Source organism: Chitinophagaceae bacterium C216 (assembly GCA_028485475.2).
Taxonomy (GTDB): Bacteria; Bacteroidota; Bacteroidia; order Chitinophagales; family Chitinophagaceae; genus Niabella; species Niabella composti.
Genome location: CP144143.1, coordinates 3264553 through 3281126, shown reverse-complemented (window position 1 = coordinate 3281126; position 16574 = coordinate 3264553). Strand labels below are relative to the sequence as shown.

10 protein-coding genes are annotated in these 16574 nt (G+C 41.1%); 2 read left to right on the top strand and 8 right to left on the bottom strand.

Going from position 1 to position 16574, the window contains the following annotated elements; all coding sequences use genetic code 11:
- Positions 1-55 precede the first annotated feature (55 nt).
- Positions 56-553, bottom strand: a complete 498-nt coding sequence (locus tag PIECOFPK_RS14090; protein ID WP_409966192.1) for a DinB family protein — start codon at positions 551-553, stop codon at positions 56-58.
- A gap of 59 nt (positions 554-612) precedes the next feature.
- The gene (locus tag PIECOFPK_RS14085) at positions 613-1578 is read right to left on the bottom strand and encodes a helix-turn-helix transcriptional regulator (RefSeq protein WP_409966191.1); all 966 of its coding nucleotides are present in this window, start codon (positions 1576-1578) and stop codon (positions 613-615) included.
- A gap of 103 nt (positions 1579-1681) precedes the next feature.
- On the opposite strand from PIECOFPK_RS14085, the gene PIECOFPK_RS14080 reads away from it, so the two are divergent.
- The gene (locus PIECOFPK_RS14080) at positions 1682-4300 is read left to right on the top strand and encodes a valine--tRNA ligase (RefSeq protein ID WP_330973630.1); all 2619 of its coding nucleotides are present in this window, start codon (positions 1682-1684) and stop codon (positions 4298-4300) included.
- Between the two features lie 72 nt (positions 4301-4372).
- Here PIECOFPK_RS14080 and PIECOFPK_RS14075 read toward each other — a convergent pair whose 3' ends face one another.
- The gene (locus PIECOFPK_RS14075; RefSeq protein WP_409966190.1) at positions 4373-7168 is read right to left on the bottom strand and encodes a TolB family protein; all 2796 of its coding nucleotides are present in this window, start codon (positions 7166-7168) and stop codon (positions 4373-4375) included.
- A 217-nt stretch (positions 7169-7385) separates the two neighbouring features.
- On the opposite strand from PIECOFPK_RS14075, the gene PIECOFPK_RS14070 reads away from it, so the two are divergent.
- Complete coding sequence (locus tag PIECOFPK_RS14070) at positions 7386-12245, top strand: translocation/assembly module TamB domain-containing protein (protein ID WP_409966189.1); 4860 nt, start codon at positions 7386-7388, stop codon at positions 12243-12245.
- A 22-nt stretch (positions 12246-12267) separates the two neighbouring features.
- Here the strand turns inward: PIECOFPK_RS14070 and PIECOFPK_RS14065 are convergent, their stop codons facing one another.
- The 5 genes from PIECOFPK_RS14065 to PIECOFPK_RS14045 form a co-directional block, all read right to left on the bottom strand.
- The gene (locus PIECOFPK_RS14065; RefSeq protein ID WP_330973633.1) at positions 12268-13128 is read right to left on the bottom strand and encodes an endonuclease/exonuclease/phosphatase family protein; all 861 of its coding nucleotides are present in this window, start codon (positions 13126-13128) and stop codon (positions 12268-12270) included.
- 196 nt (positions 13129-13324) lie between these two features.
- A complete protein-coding gene (locus tag PIECOFPK_RS14060) occupies positions 13325-13627 on the bottom strand; it encodes an iron chaperone (protein ID WP_330973634.1) in 303 nt (100 codons plus the stop codon).
- A 94-nt stretch (positions 13628-13721) separates the two neighbouring features.
- Complete coding sequence (locus tag PIECOFPK_RS14055) at positions 13722-14921, bottom strand: bifunctional 3,4-dihydroxy-2-butanone-4-phosphate synthase/GTP cyclohydrolase II (RefSeq protein ID WP_409966188.1); 1200 nt, start codon at positions 14919-14921, stop codon at positions 13722-13724.
- A 209-nt stretch (positions 14922-15130) separates the two neighbouring features.
- Complete coding sequence (locus tag PIECOFPK_RS14050) at positions 15131-15643, bottom strand: hypothetical protein (RefSeq protein WP_330973636.1); 513 nt, start codon at positions 15641-15643, stop codon at positions 15131-15133.
- A gap of 83 nt (positions 15644-15726) precedes the next feature.
- Positions 15727-16515 (bottom strand): (Fe-S)-binding protein, encoded by a 789-nt coding sequence (locus PIECOFPK_RS14045; protein WP_330973637.1) that lies wholly within the window; start codon positions 16513-16515, stop codon positions 15727-15729.
- Positions 16516-16574: the final 59 nt, after the last annotated feature.

Here is a 16574-nt window from a genome sequence, read left to right as displayed (position 1 = left end):
TAAAAGCTCGTCGTAAATCGACGGGCTTTTTTATTATATCAATTGATGCAGAAGGTTAGTATAGTTCATCTGCACTGGGACCATAAGTACCGGGAATGGGAATATTTAATAACCTGAGAAATACTCCCAGCTGTGCCCGATGATGTACGGTTTGGTTAAAACACATTCGAATAACTTCTGCTTTGGGCTGATTGCTGTGAATGGTTGAACCCGTACGTAAAACCCAGTAATCTTGCAACTTGGACTCATTTTCCGGATTATTTAAATAAGCTCGAGCTTGAGCGACGTTATTTTCGTAAAAACTCAATAACGAATCGAGGGTTGTAAGCGGGGCAGGAGCATTCCCAGCTGCGGTAAAATCAAGCTCCGTAGTATCAAAGACGGAGACAATCCATGAGGGCAGCTCTGCTATATGTGTAGCTAAGTCTCTTAAAGACATGCTTTTAGGATGTGGTTTCCAGTCGAATTTTTCTTCCGGAAGGATACTTAAAAACTTTCGGGTGATTAATACTTCATTTTCGAATTCGCGAGCAAAAATTGGCAGATGCTTCATAAGTTTAAATTTTTATTACACTAAGTAACGAAGAGGTTATGACAGCACCCTGTCAACAATTAAGAGCATTGTAATCTTTTTTCTATATTTTTTAAATTTCTCACTAATATATCTTTTAAGCTTTGTGGCTCTACAATGGTGGCAAATTCGCCTATCATCATAAAATATCGGGCAAAATTTTCTAAGGAGCTGGTAAGATAAGTCATCCGTGTAATATCACCATTAATCTCCTGATTTAGGAAACCCAAATAATATTTCTGATCCCCCAGATATTTCAGAATTGATGTATCCACTTCAATCACTACTTTCTCCAGTTCTTTTTCCTTTTTGAGTTTGTTGATAAAACTATCTAGTGTGGGATGGGAGGCATGAAATACCTCATCGGTTACATTCAGATAGCTGATGCGGTCGGTTCGGAAAGTGCGATAATCGTTGCGCAGTCTGCAAAAAGCCACCAGATACCAGTAATTACCGTGATAATAAATGCCTATGGGCTCCAATGTCCTATTGGTATAGGTTTCTGCATCAGCCTTGGTATAGCCTATTTTAATTACTTGTTTGTCGGCAATAGTTTTTAGCAACCGCTGTATATACAGATCGTCCTTGGTTTTAGGAATATAATCGTTGGGTAGCACTTTAATACTGTTTTCTACCGCTTCGAGACGATCTTTTTCTTTGTACCGCAATACTGCTCTTATTTTATACATAGCAGCTTTAAATTGTTTCGCGGACGATGCATCGGCAAATCGGTCCATCATTTTCTCGGCGGTAAGCAGCGAAAAAGCTTCTTCTTCGCTAAACATTACCGGAGGCAGGCGGTAGCCTTCCATTATCGAGTAGCCTTTGCTAGCTTCTCCGTAAATGGGTATTCCTGCTTGTTCAAGGGCTTTAATATCTCGATACACTGTGCGCAAGCTCACTTGAAAGCGCTCGGCTATATCGGCGGCTTTTACCACCCGTTTCGATTGAAGTTGTATCAGAATCGAAGTCAGACGGTCAAACCTTTTGGCATCGGAGGTGCTCATAGAGTAAAAATAAAGCTTGAAAAGCATAACCGCCCCTCAAATATATCAGGTCGGCCTGTTTTGCTCTAAAAAATAAAATTACAAACAGTAAATTTGCAACCCTATGCAATTATCGAAAAATTTTGAACCCGCTCAGGTAGAACAGTTTTGGACAAAACGTTGGAAAGAACAAAGGTATTTTGAGAGCAAACCCGATAACCGTAAGCCTTTTACGGTTGTTATTCCACCACCCAACGTTACAGGTGTGCTGCACATGGGACACACCCTTAACGAGACCGTGCAGGACATATTGGTGCGTCGTGCCCGTATGAGCGGATATAATGCCTGCTGGGTACCCGGTAGCGACCATGCCTCCATTGCTACTGAGGCCAAAGTGGTGCAAATGCTGCGTGAAAAAGGTATTGAAAAAAGCTCCCTTACTCGCGAGGAGTTTTTAAAATATGCTTTTGAGTGGAAAGAAAAATATGGAGGTATCATCTATAGTCAGATTGAAAGATTGGGGTGTAGTGTGGACTGGAATCGGGTTACATTCACTATGGATGATGATTATTATAAAGCGGTAATTAAGGTGTTTGTAGATCTGTATAGAAAAGGGTTGATTTACCGCGGCGCCAGAATGATTAACTGGGACCCAGTTGCTAAAACAGCACTGAGTGATGAGGAAGTAGAATATCGCGAAGTACAGAGTAAATTGTACTATGTACAATATAAGTTAGATGGGCAGGATGGCTACATTACTATTGCTACTACCAGGCCGGAGACCATTTTAGGTGATACCGCTATTTGTGTAAACCCTAATGATGAGCGTTATCAACACCTGAAAGGTGCTTATGCATTTGTTCCACTAATTAACCGTCGCATACCGATCATTTTTGACGAGTATGTGGATATGGAGTTTGGAACAGGTGCCTTAAAGATTACGCCTGCGCATGACATCAACGATTACAATATCGGTTTGAAACACAACCTGGAGGTTATAGATACTTTGAATGATGACGGTACGCTGAGCGAAGCTGCCCAAATGTATGTGGGTGAAGACCGTTTCGAAGTGCGTAAGAAAATTGCTGTGGATTTGGAGGTTGCCGGTAATCTTGTAAAAGTAGAAGATATTACCAATAAAAACGGATTCTCTCAGAGAAGCAATGCCGTAGTGGAGCCGAAGATATCCACTCAGTGGTTTTTGAAGATGAAGGAACTGGCAGAGCCGGCTTTGAAAGCTGTGGTAGATGGTGATATCAGTATTCATCCCGGAGACAGATTCTTAGCTACTTATAAGCATTGGCTGGAAAATGTAAAAGACTGGTGTATCAGCCGCCAGCTATGGTGGGGACAGCAGATACCTGCATGGTACACTCCCGATGGTACCTGTGTTGTAGGCGAAACTAAAGAAGATGCTTTTAAAACATTGCCGGCTGATAGCAAATGGTCCATCGATGATCTGAAGCAAGATGATGATGTGCTGGACACTTGGTTTTCTTCATGGCTTTGGCCAATTCAGGTGTTTAAAGGCATTACTACTCCCGACAATGAGGAACTGAAATATTATTATCCCACATCCGTACTGGTAACCGGGCAGGATATTATCTTCTTCTGGGTAGCACGTATGGTAATGGCAGGATTGGAATATCAGAAGGAAATTCCCTTCAGGGATGTATATTTTACCGGCATGGTACGGGATAAGCTGGGCAGAAAAATGTCCAAATCCTTAGGTAACTCGCCGGACTTATTAGAGCTGATTGATAAATACGGTGCCGATGCTGTGCGTTTTGGCATTATGATTTCATCTCCTGCAGGTAATGATTTGCTATTTGATGAAGCATCATTGGAGCAGGGGCGTAACTTCAATAATAAAATATGGAATGCGCTCAAGCTTGTGAAAATGTGGGAGGAGAAACAGAATACGGCGAGTGATAACCAAGCTAATGATCATTTTGCCGTACAGTGGTTCGAGCAGCGTTTAAACAAAGTAAAAGAAGAAGTAGCGCAACTACACAATCGCTTTAAACTGAGCGAAGGTTTAAAAACTATTTACTCGCTGATTTGGGATGATTTCTGTAGTTGGTATCTGGAATGGGTTAAACCCGGATTTGAGCAGCAAATAGATGCGGCTGTTTATCAAAAAACTGTTTATTTCTTTGAGCAATTACTGCAATTGCTACACCCTTATATGCCATTCATTACGGAAGAAGTATATCATTTATTAAAAGAGCAGGATGATGATCTTTCTATAAAACAGTTTGAGCCAATTGCTCCTGCAGACGAAAACATCATTCAGCAAGGAGAACTGTTGAAACAGCTGATTAGTGGCGTACGGGATGCAAGAGTTAAGAATAATATTAAAAATAAAGAAACGGTAGGATTATATATTCAGACAGATAACCAGGCGATGTACCAACCGCTGTTCCCTATTTTATTGAAACAAGTGAATGCGGATAAAATTAGCTTTACGGATAAACCGGTGGAGAAGTCTATTAGTGTGTTGGTGGATAAGGACAAACTGTATGTCGAAACCTATGTAGAACTGGATACTGCAGCCCAAAAGCAACAGCTGGAAAAGGATCTAGCTTATTATGAAGGCTTTCTGGCAATGGTGGAGAAGAAACTAAGTAATGAAAAATTCGTTCAAAATGCAAAGCCGGAGGTGGTGGAAATGGAACGCAAGAAAAAAGCCGATGCCGAGCAAAAAATCCTTGCTATTAAGGAAGCGTTAGCAGCATTATAAAACTGTATTCCATGATACATACAAAGCTTCATGAGTAGATAATATTCATGAGGCTTTTTTATAGGCATGTAGTTATAGCAGTGATGGGAGCAAGAACTCAAAGAAGAAGTTGCGCGGATTGGCTGGTGCTGGAGTTAAGTGTCTTCCTATCCGGAATCCCAGTGTAATGGGGTGCTGATTCCACCACTTAGTATCGAAGTAAATTTCTGTACCCGCACTTTGCATGCTATGACCGTTAACACCGTATTTATCGAACGGGCGGGTATGGTCGAAAAAAATATTCGCCCGAATTCGCGATAGATAAAGAATGTTGGCAAAGCCCCAATCAGGGTATAATAAGGTTAGATGATAATTAGCCGATGCAGTATAAGCACCTGCGGAATCTACGGTAGTGTAACCTCTAGCAAAGGGCAAATTGTTAGAGAAGATACGGGTGCTATTACCGCTGTACTGAACGCCCCCATTTAATACTAGATGCTGTGCCGGGGCTATACCTGGCAAATACAGACTGATTCCTGTATAGCTTTGCCAGCTTTTATAGATATTGAGGGCATGTGTATATTGCGATGCAATTCGGTAGCCCCATCTTGGAAATATATCCTGAACAGTAGTAGGTACGCGCTGCGACCAGCTGATGCCATGTCTCAAATAGTTGAATCTGAGATTGCGAAAATCATTTTGCGTAGATCCCCTGTGGAAATCGGCACGATAATGATAATCGCTATATAATGTCAACGTTTTATAGGTGCGTCCTGAGGTCCAGGTTAAGGGTAAGCTTAACCCTACATAGCTGTTCCATTCGTTCCACTCTTTAAGTTTTTGATTAATTATAGAGTGTCTATCAAAAGTATATTGGGTTCCCAGCCGAATATAGGGGAATAATCCGCCGTATATAAAACTTCCTCCTGCTGTATGAGTGCGGTTGTTTTCATTATATAAATAGTAGAGTTGAGTTTGGGTAGTGTTCAAAATATTATTGCCATAAAGGGTAAAGCGAAATTCCGGTTGTTCATAATCGGGCCTCCAGCTATGGAAGTTAAAAGGCTTTGTCAGCTTGCGATAGGGCTTAACAGAATGTATAGTGGTAGGTATATTATGCAGAAATGAGGGATGACTAGTGTCTGCCGAAAAGCCATTGTGCACATTAGTGAAAGTGGACCACGAAACGGGTTCCCATACAGCTTTACTTATGTCTACCTGTTTTAATTGGTACCCGCTTGCAGTGAAACTGCTCCAGGTGATTTTATCGTAATCAGCATTGATAAAATAACTACCTACACCATTGGTGGGCAGTTTGTAGAGCTGCTTACTTGAAATATCATAGTAAAAAATCTCATCCTTTAGATGCTGTGCTGCAGAAAAGTACACCTTGTCTTCTTTGGCGTCAATTTGTCCGATAAGTGTAAAAGATGGTGGTATAAGAAGTTCGATGCTCCCCGAGTTGATATCAATACTAGCAATAGATGTACGGGAGTTAGTGTATCGAAGTACGGCTATCACAGTACGATTATTGATTATTTTGGGATTGGTAAAGTAGGCAATATCCTTTTGGCTGATTTCTTTAAGGATTGAGCCATCCGTTGCATTCAATATTACAAGTGCGGAACTCCCGTCTTCTTTAACATGATTGGCCGCAATAAGCGTTCCGTCTGCAGAGATATCGGGAGAGAAGTAGCGTGTTTTATGTTGCAAGGTTCGTTGTTTGCCCGAATGAATGTCGAGTATTTTGATAACACTATAATCCCGCCATCTCCATCTAGGGTCTGATTCCAATGCAGCATAAACGATTTTCCCATTACGATAGCTGTATTGGTTGTCGATGCTGATATCTCTCCATCGAAGCCGGTGCTCTTTATGTTTATCCTTAATATAAAAAGCTGGCCGAATGTTATTGCCCGTTTTCAAATAAAGCAGGCTGTCTTTCGCGATCTGAAACGGATATTGGTAATGGGTAACGGTTTGCGACAAAGGCGACAGCTCCATTTCGTCTTTTATAAATGAATTGTTTTTAAAAGCCGAAGTTTGATACTGATGCTTATAATAGTTCAGTGCTTTGTGGGTGAACTCTTTATACTTCAAACCGGAATACTTTTTTATAGCTTTTTGCATAGGATAGAATAGGCCTTTAAAAGCACTAGCATCGTGGGTGACATTTTTCCAGAACTGGGGGCCGTATTCTTGAATGCCATAGTTTACTAGTAAATATCCTAGTACATAATGGCTCGGTGTAAAATCTTTATAAGAGCCATTGCGCAACTTCATCCATCCATACTCTTTTCCAGACTGCCATAGTGCCGGGAATCCTTTCAAAAAAGAGGGCATACGACCTCTTCCTTGTGGCGATAGAGAGGTTTCCTGATACACGGCATCGCCCTCAAAAAACCAGTTGGGAATAGCGGTATTGATAGCCAGTGCATAGCCTTCCTGCCCAAATAGATAGCGCATGGCGGTACTGAGACCATGGTTGAAATTGTTGTACTGATGTACGTGTCTGTACTCATGTAACGTAAGTTGGGTAAGCCATTCTAGGCTTCCTAAATCAAAGTTATCTGCAGGAGGCGTGGTATAAAACTCGCTTCGGAAAGGTCCTAAACTTACATAACCGTTAGCGTTAATCGTTTGAGGTTGTAGTACAATATCCACTTTTTTCAACTGATTTCCCAAATTGAGAGGATTGTGGCGTGCCAGATGCGTTACGAGATTTGCAACCTTGGCGGCCATACTGTCCATTTTTTGAGGAAAAATAATTCTTGCAGTGTCTGAATCCATCTGGTACCAGCGTGTAGAGGGAGGGTTGCCTCCAAACTGCTGTGCTTTGATATTGCTTAGACAAAAAAAACAAAGTACCAAGATGAATACAGTTCTCATAGCTGCGCGATTAAGTGGGGGCTATTATGGATAAAAAGAATGTTCCTGTTATCGAATAAAAGGGCAAATAACCCGTAAACAATAAAAATATAAAATTACGCTTAAAGCAACGGCGAAATTTGCCGGATGCTGGTGAATAAATTACTTTTACAACTAAGTAATAATTGGTGGTTTCCTGAAAAAATTAAGAAAAATATCACTTGTTGTCCTGGCGTCTGTGATTGCGCTGCTGGTCGCAGTATGGATGATCGTTCAGTTACCGCCGGTGCAAAACTGGCTTATTGATAAAGTAACGGCACGGCTGTCCCGCGACTTGAAAACGCATATCAGTATCGATCGTGTAGATTTTTCTCTTTTTAATAAAATGCATTTGGAAGGGGTGTTGGTTAAAGATCGTGGGCAGGATACTCTACTAAGTGCAGGGGCCATCACCGTAAACGTTACAGATTGGTTTTTCTTTAAACAAGATATAGAGTTAAAATATATCGGTCTTCGAGATACTTATGTGCATCTCAAACGCACCGATTCCATATGGAACTATCAGTTTATACTAGACTACTTTTCCACTCCGGCAAGCACCGAAAAGAAGAAGGATAATGCAATTAATCTAGCCCTACGGGAAATCGACCTGAAAAATATTTTTGTGCGTCAACAGGACGGATGGATTGGGCAGGATATGACCGTTTCACTCGCTTCACTCAATACGGTTTCCAGAAAAGTAGATTTTGCTAATAAAAACATTGAAATCAGTTCGCTTCAAATTAATCAACCTTATTTTGCCATTTTTGATTACGATGGGAACCGGCCTCCTAATTTTAAGAGTGCTGTTTCCAAACCTGCAGTTGCTGATACGGCAAGTAATAGCAATAACACCTGGAAGATACTGGTAAGCGAGGTTGCTTTGAATAACGGTACCTTCAAAACAGATAATGATTCACGTCCGTTGGATAGTTCCGGTTTTGATGGAAAGCATATCGAGTTTGCTAAGATTTATGGCAATTTTAAAAATGTGCAATGGGTTGGGGATACGATTACTGCATCGATGACGCTAAGAACACGAGAGCGTAGCGGCTTTGAAGTAAAACGTCTGGTTGCTGATGCTCGGTTTACACCTACGGAGATGACTTTTGAGCAGCTCGACATTCTTACTAATGATAGCCATTTGCGCAATTACTTCAGCATGCGTTTCGACCGGTTTAGTGATATGAATGATTTTGAGGAAAAGGTACGTATGGAAGGCCATTTTATCAATACCGAAATTAATAGTGATGATATTGCCTATTTTGCTCCTGATGTAAAGAGTTGGAAAAAAAGAATAAGGTTAAATGGTATCATTGCAGGTCCTGTGGCAGCGTTGATTGGAAAAGACCTGAACATTCAGGCAGGCGTGGGAACATCTTTTGCCGGAGATGCCTCCCTTACAGGTTTGCCCGAGATACAAAGTACGTTTTTAGATATCAAAGCCAACGAGTTTAAGACGGTTTATGCGGATGCTAAGGATATTATTCCCAGCCTTAGAAATGTTACCAATCCCGATTTTGCTAAGTTAGGACATATTGTTTTTAACGGAAACTTTGCGGGTTTTATTAATGACTTTGTAACTTACGGCACCTTGCATACTGCATTGGGTACCATTAAGGCTGATGTAAATTTGAAGTTGCAACAGGCCGAATACCCTATTTACTCCGGAACAGTACACTCCGATAATTTCCAACTCGGACAGTTTATTAAAGATAGTGCCATTGGTGCTATAAGTTTGAATGCGACGCTGAAGGGCGCAGGTTTCAAAACACAAAGCGGCAATGTGATGTTGGATGCGCGTGTCCGATATTTCGACTATAAAGGATATCGGTACAGAGATATTACTATGGACGGAGAATTGAATAAGAAAATCTTTGATGGTAGCTTTATCATTAATGATTCTAACGCCCATTTTAACTTGAATGGTTTGATAGATTTTTCCAAAAAGGAACCGGAGTTTAATTTTCTGGCCAACATCGATACACTAAATTTTAAAAATACCAATCTGCTGGGTGTGGACTTAGCTTTCAGCGGAAAAGTGAATGCTGAGTTTTCGGGTAATACTATTGATGACTTTCTCGGCAAAGCCCGTGTTTCCGATGCTTATTTAACAAAGGACGGGTGGCCGCTTTCTTTCGATTCTCTGGTAATTAGTTCTTTTTTGTCCGATTCCCTGAAACATCTAAATATATCTTCCAACGAATTCAATGCTAGCTTATACGGACAGTTTAATATCCGGGATTTGCCAAACTCTGTGCTTGCGTTTTTAAACAGATATTATCCTTCGTATATCAATAAGCCCACGCGCGATGTGCCGGTTCAGTCTTTCTCCTTCAACATTTTTACGCGCAATTTTGATAGATTGGCTTCGCTGATTGATAGTAATCTGTATGGATTCAACAACAGCAGTATACTAGGCAGTATAGATATGAACACGAATACGCTGGGGCTGAATCTAAATATTCCTTACTTTAAGTATAAACAGTTTGGTTTTTCAGGTACTATCATTGATGTTACGGGTACTTACGATAGTATTGAAGTGACCGGAGCGACTTCTGATATACGGATTACAGACAGTATGAGTATCGATTTGGCGATGTTCAATATTGTCGCACGTGATGATGTGTCCCGCGTGAGTCTTTATACAGGTGGTAATGCAACAGTAGATCAAAGTGGCATCAATGCGGTGGTAAATACTTATCATAATGGAGTGGGTATACGCTTCGCTCCCTCGGCCTTTGTGGTTAATGGAAAAATTTGGACCATAGAAGATAATGGTAAACTAGAATTTAGAGAGCATGCGCCTGCATTTGGCTCCCTAGTACTTAAAGAGGGCATGCAGGAAATCAAAATTGAAACTTTGCCATCAAAAGAAGGAGAATGGAATAATGTTTCCATATCACTTCAGAATATTATTTTGGGAGATATCAGTCCCTATTTGCTTTCCAATAATCGATTGGAGGGTACTGTTTCGGCCTACGTGCTCATTGATAATCCAGGCAAGCAAATGAAAATTGTATCGGAAGATTTTGTGGCAAGGACAGTTTGGTTTGATAACGACTCTATCGGCGACTTAAATGCACGTGTGGAATTTGATATGCAGACTCAGGAACTTTTAGTAAAGGGCAAAACGTTAGGCGGGGAAGAAAAAAGCTTAGCATACGATATTCACCTTTATCTGAAAGATAGGGAGAGCCAAATCAATAATATTATTTCCTTGAAGGCAAATCATTTTGATCTTAAGTATCTCACCCGTTTTCTGAATACTTTATTTTCCGATTTAACTGGAGACATAACAGGGGACTTTGATTTAAAAGGTCCATTGGATGAATTGGAGGTAGTGGGTAAAGGGCGATTGCATAATGCCGGACTCAAAGTAAAGTTTACACAATGTTATTATAAAATCTTGGACAGAGAGATTGAACTTAACGAAAATGAGATTAATCTAAACGGCATTGTACTCATCGATACCATAACCAACAATCCCGTTTATCTTACGGGAAGTATTTTGCATCATGCTTTTCAGGATATGTTTTATGATATCCTAGTATCTACGCGTAAGCCGGGCACTAGAGATAGAGCCAATAACCGTCCGGTACAGGTGCTCAATACTACTTATGCTGACAACAAGCTCTTTTACGGAAATGTACGTGCTACAGGATCGTTTGTACTGGTGGGGTCGGAGGAGAACACCTATATGAAAGTAGATGCTATAGCTTCTGACGAGGATGAAAGTTATTTCACTATTGCTTCCTCTAACAATCAGGCAGGAAGAATGCCTGAATGGCTGGTGGAAAGAAAGTTTGGCGATGAGCTTTCTGACAGTGTATTGCCTGAACTCCCCGTATCAAACATGATTTATGAGGTGGATGTGACGGCAAATCCCAAAGTGCTGATGCGATTTGTGATGGACGATCTTACCGGAGATCAAATTGAAGGCCGTGGCTCAGGAACATTAACTATCAGATCCGGCAGCTCGGAGCCTTTAAGTATTAAAGGAAGATTGGATATAGAAGAAGGAACTTACAATTACACCTTCAAATCATTTTTTCCGAAGCCTTTCGAAATCATAAAAGGAACCGAGAATTATATTTCATGGACCGGCGATCCGCTAAAGGCTAATATCAATATACAGGCACGCTATCGGGCGGAGCGGGTAAGCTTTGCTCCGTTGGCAGGTGTTACCATCGATCAAAGCTATGCCAATACTCGCGAGAATGTGTACGTATATGCAACACTTACCGGCCAACTGTTTAGGCCTGAGTTTAAGTTTGAACTGCAACTTGACCAGAACAGTCGTTACAACAACGATTTTAATGTTATTAATGCTTTACAGCAGATTGAAAGAAGCCAGAGTGAAGTAGCCCGTCAGGTAACTTACCTTATCGTATTCAATAGTTTTGCTCCACCGCAGACAGGGGTGTCTAACATAGGCGTAGGAGCTGCGGTAGAATTTACCTATAACACTATATCGAGTTTGTCTGGGCTGTTCTTTAACGAAATCAATAAAAAGCTCAATAGTGCTTTGGCTTCTTTGCTAGGACATAATGTGAGTGTAGTCTTCAGTGGGTCCGTGTACAACCGCAACGTATTGGGTACTTCTTCCAATAACTTTAATATCAACCAAGCGAACGTGAATGGTTCTCTTTTGGTGCCTTTGTTTCAGGATAGACTAGTTATTACATTGGGGAGTTCGCTCGAAGTGCCCTTGCAGTCAACTATTCAGCAAACAGTACAATTTCTGCCTGATGTAACCGCGGAGTGGCTTTTAAATCCAAGCGGCAGCATACGCTTAAATTTGTTCTATAGAGAAAGTTTGGATTATCTCACCACACAAAGTACCGGTGCAGCAAAACTTAAACGAACCGGAGGGGGTATTTCCTTTAAGAAAGAATTCAATACTTTGCGGGAAGTGTTTTCCAATGTAAGAAGACGTGCAGAAAGAAGCATGCCACCCTCGCCTTCTTCAACAGATTCTATACAAAAAGTACCTCCGGCCTTATCACTACCAAAAGAAGACCCCCTGGTACCTAAAACGGTTCCAGAGGGCGATTAAAAAGAGTGTACTATTTTTTGCCTTATTTAAGCTCCAACACTACTTCGACAGGGAAGTGGTCTGATGGGAATTTACCAAAATAGGTATCGGTGAGAATACCCCATTTGTGAACTTTCCAGTGTTTGGTAATAAATACATGGTCGATTACACCGTTGCCGGTAAATTCTTTTTTAAAGCCGTTAAAAGAAGTATTGTTTTCGTAAGGGTGCTGAGCGTCCTTATAGCTGTCATGAATAATGTCAGAAGTGCTAAGAATTTTGTAAGGCTCTTCTTCCCGTTCTGAATTGAAATCGCCAGTCAGAATAACGGGTTCTCCCTTCGCTATTTCTTTAATCTTCTTCAGCATAAGATGGCTACTTTCTCTACGGGCAATTTTACCTTGATGATCAAAGTGCACATTGAAGAAGTAAAATTTCTTCTTGGTTTTTTTATCCTGCAGATATACCCATGAGCAGATACGATTGCAGCAGGTAGCATCCCATCCTAACCCAGGCTTATCAGGTGTTTCCGAAAGCCAAAAATCGCCAGAGGCTAGTAATTGAAATTTATCTTTTTTGTAAAAGATTGCCGAGTGTTCACCCTTGTCGCTACCATCATCACGCCCCTTGCCGTAGCGTGCATATTGAGGTAATGCTTTGATGAGATCTTGGAGTTGATTAGGCCTTCCTTCCTGGGTGCCTACTACATCAAAATCGTGATAGCGGATAAGTGCTGCTACATAAGGCATGCGGTCTTTCCACAGGTTACCAATATCTTTAGGGTTGTCAAAACGAAGGTTATAAGTAGCTACGGTGAAAGTTTGCGCTTGGGCAAAGCTGACAATAGTTACTAAAAATGCTATTAGCAATGTTTTTTTCTGAATAAAGATTTTTCTAAATGACATAATGATAGAATATTAAGGTATGGGCAAAGCAAATAAAGCTTCGGCAATATAATATTTTTAAATTGAATGAAAGCACAAGTAGTTGTTATCTTCCGATGAATGGATAACATTAGGCCGACGAGGATGCTTTATTGCTTTTGTTGTTTTTTGTTCTTTATTTCAGCAATACGAAATAAAACTATACGTTTTATTAAATCTACGGGAAGTGTGGCCTATCCAAAGGTAGTTGTAGTGTACTTTTCCCTCCTTTAAAAGATTGTAATGCCTGTTCAAAATCTTTATACGTACGTGGCACGGGGTAGAGGCCTATATGTTGTTTGTTCCCTGAATAGTAAATAAAAAATCTATTATTGAATTTAAAACCGCCGATGCCATAACTAAGGGTTTCTTCCGCTTCGGGCACAATACTTTTAATAAGAGCACGTAACGCTCTCAGTAGCGGTTTGGATGCATCAGGTACCTGTTGCAGGTATTCCTCAAGGTTGGTGGGCTTGTTCATATGAATTGGTACAAATCATTAATAAACATACAGTGTGTCGTTATGCTGTGCACCTTACCCCTTCCTATGTGCCATCCAGGCTAGTGTAGTGAGGCTAGAAATCGTGCCCCAATTTTTTCCGCTTGGTACTTAGGTACTTTTGGTTATGCTCATTGGGCGGGATGATAATGGGAACATTCTCTACAATCTCCAGTCCGTAGCCAATCAACCCCACTCTTTTGCGAGGGTTATTACTCATCAGGCGGAGTTTGGTAGCGTTCAGGTAACGCAGTATCTGTGCACCTACACCATAATCGCGTTCGTCCATCTTGAAGCCCAGATGCAGATTAGCTTCTACTGTATCCATGCCTTCCTCCTGCAGTTTATAGGCTTTCAGTTTGTTCAATAGCCCGATACCGCGACCTTCTTGGTTCATATATAGGATAATACCTTTACCTTCTTGCTGAACCATCTTCATGGCAGTGTGCAACTGGTCGCCACAATCGCAACGTAGGCTGCCTAAAATGTCTCCGGTGAAGCAAGAAGAGTGCACACGGGTTAGTACCGGGTCTCCTTTTTCCCACTCGCCTTTTATTAAGGCGAGATGCTCGTTGCCACCATTTTTTTCTTTAAAAGCCACTAACGTAAAATCTCCGTATTTAGTGGGCATCTTTACGCGTACAATTTCTTCGATAAGGGAATCTCTCTTCAAGCGATATTCTATCAAATCTTTTATGGAAATTAGTTTAAGGTTAAATTTTTCTGCTACTTTAATCAGGTCCGGCAGGCGCGCCATGCTTCCATCTTCGTTCATAATCTCCACCAACACACTTCCATAAGGATAAGGGTACCCTGCCAGCCTTACTAAGTCTGTGGCGGCTTCTGTGTGGCCTACGCGACGTAGTACACCACCTCTTTTAGAACGTAAAGGGAATATGTGTCCCGGACGACCTAAATCAGCCGGACGGGTATTAATATCATTTAAAGCCTGTATCGTTTTAGCACGGTCATGTGCAGAAATACCGGTGGTACAACCATGTCCCAAGAGGTCTACCGATACCGTAAAGGCTGTTTCATGGAGGGCTGTATTATTAGTAACCATCAAATCCAGCCCCAGCTCATCGCAACGTTCCTCCGGCAGTGGAGCACAAATAAGCCCACGTCCGTGGGTAGCCATGAAGTTTACCATTTCCGGAGTGATGGAAGCTGCAGCAGCAATGAAATCTCCCTCATTTTCACGGTCTTCATCATCCACCACAATCACCATTTTACCGTGCTTGATATCTTCAATAGCTTCTTCAATCGAGTTGAACATCTACGCAGTAATTTTAACAAAGTTAAAGAATTCGGACTTGTCAGTCTGAAATATACCTGATGGAGTTTAACGGGGGAGGTGCATCTGTTTTGCAAATCAAATAAATAACAATTATGCTATAATAAGGTTTTAGCTAATGCATAGTTCCCGTTTGTACATTAAAGTAGAAACAATAAGGTTAGCCAAAAACATTCTGGTTATGGAGCTGTTTATTGGGATACTACCTGAATTCGGCTCTTCAGCCAGCTTTCTTTCACAGGGATGATCCAATTGTTTTCCAACTCAGCTTTGGTGGCTACCAGATTGTTGAAATACAAGGTGTCTCCGTTGACGAACCCATTATCAAATGCATATTGCAGTTGTGCAAGAGGTAATAATTGTACTTTGTCCTTAATAATAAAAGCCAAAGTGGTACGATCGAAGAAACTTACCCCGTACCTGGCCTCCAATGATTTAATAAAACGTACAGAGCTATCTGTGCTACAACCACTTACGGTGGCTATAGATTCGTCAGCCATCAGAATTACAAACTGTCCAAAAAACAAAAAGCCTGCTGCTTTAACCTTGGCTCCATGACTTTGCCATTCCTCAACAAAAGCATTGATTTTGTCTTCTGCATCAAAGGCCTCCTGTAGGCTTAAAAGACGGCTGGCTTGATATACCCACACACGCGAATTCGGATGAAAATCCCCGGGTAATAATTCCTTATAGTTTAATTTCATGTTGCAAAAATATCAAATGATTGCCAGTACATGGCTATATAACAACATCAACACAGGGTAAATAGTTGGTTAAGGGACTTGTTTTAGTCCTCATCTTCTAATGAAGCGGCAATAATTTCGGCAATATCTAGCACTTTTACAGCATCCTCTTTTTCCGCATTTTTGACGCCGTCGCTAAGCATGGTATTGCAAAAAGGGCAGGCTGCCGCTATATATGAAGCCTCAGTGTTTAAAGCTTCTTGAGTACGCTCCAAGTTGATGCGATGGAGACCTTGCTCTTCTTCCTTGAACATCTGGGCGCCACCGGCACCACAGCATAATCCCTTACTACGACAACGTTTCATTTCTACAAGTGCTACATCCAGGGCCTCGAGTACTTTTCGAGGTGCTTCGTAAATATTATTGGCGCGACCCAGATAACAGCTGTCGTGATAAGTAATTTTTTTGCCTTTGAAATTGCCACCTTCTTTCAATCTTATTTTGCCCTCGTCAATCAGCTGTTGTAAAAAAGTGGCGTGGTGTAGCACCTCGTAATGGCCGCCTAGTTCTGGATATTCGTTTTTAAAAATGTTGAAACAATGAGGACAGGTTGTTACGATCTTTTTGATGCCGTAGTTATTTAAAAGCTGAATGTTCTGATATGCCATCATCTGAAAGATGAACTCATTTCCGGCGCGTCTGGCGGGGTCTCCTGTGCACATCTCCTCATTTCCGAGCACGGCATAATCTATTTTGATAATGTTCAGAATTTTAATAAACGCTCTAGTAATCTTTTGTGCGCGTTGGTCAAAACTGCCAGCACATCCTACCCAAAACAATATTTCGGGCGTTTTTCCGTTTGAGAAAAGCTCGGCTATTGTAGGTATTTGCATATGTTATTTTTTAGGCTCGGAAATACTCAACCATATCTTTGAGCGGTTATATAAAATTA

Excerpts from the sequence above, each read along its gene's own strand:
- PIECOFPK_RS14090 (WP_409966192.1), bottom strand. The coding sequence starts at position 553 with ATGAAGCATCTGCCAATTTTTGCTCGCGAATTCGAAAATGAAGTATTA.
- PIECOFPK_RS14085 (WP_409966191.1), bottom strand. The coding sequence starts at position 1,578 with ATGAGCACCTCCGATGCCAAAAGGTTTGACCGTCTGACTTCGATTCTG.
- PIECOFPK_RS14080 (WP_330973630.1), top strand. The coding sequence starts at position 1,682 with ATGCAATTATCGAAAAATTTTGAACCCGCTCAGGTAGAACAGTTTTGG.
- PIECOFPK_RS14075 (WP_409966190.1), bottom strand. The coding sequence starts at position 7,168 with ATGAGAACTGTATTCATCTTGGTACTTTGTTTTTTTTGTCTAAGCAAT.
- PIECOFPK_RS14065 (WP_330973633.1), bottom strand. The coding sequence starts at position 13,128 with ATGTCATTTAGAAAAATCTTTATTCAGAAAAAAACATTGCTAATAGCA.
- PIECOFPK_RS14060 (WP_330973634.1), bottom strand. The coding sequence starts at position 13,627 with ATGAACAAGCCCACCAACCTTGAGGAATACCTGCAACAGGTACCTGAT.
- PIECOFPK_RS14055 (WP_409966188.1), bottom strand. The coding sequence starts at position 14,921 with ATGTTCAACTCGATTGAAGAAGCTATTGAAGATATCAAGCACGGTAAA.
- PIECOFPK_RS14050 (WP_330973636.1), bottom strand. The coding sequence starts at position 15,643 with ATGAAATTAAACTATAAGGAATTATTACCCGGGGATTTTCATCCGAAT.
- PIECOFPK_RS14045 (WP_330973637.1), bottom strand. The coding sequence starts at position 16,515 with ATGCAAATACCTACAATAGCCGAGCTTTTCTCAAACGGAAAAACGCCC.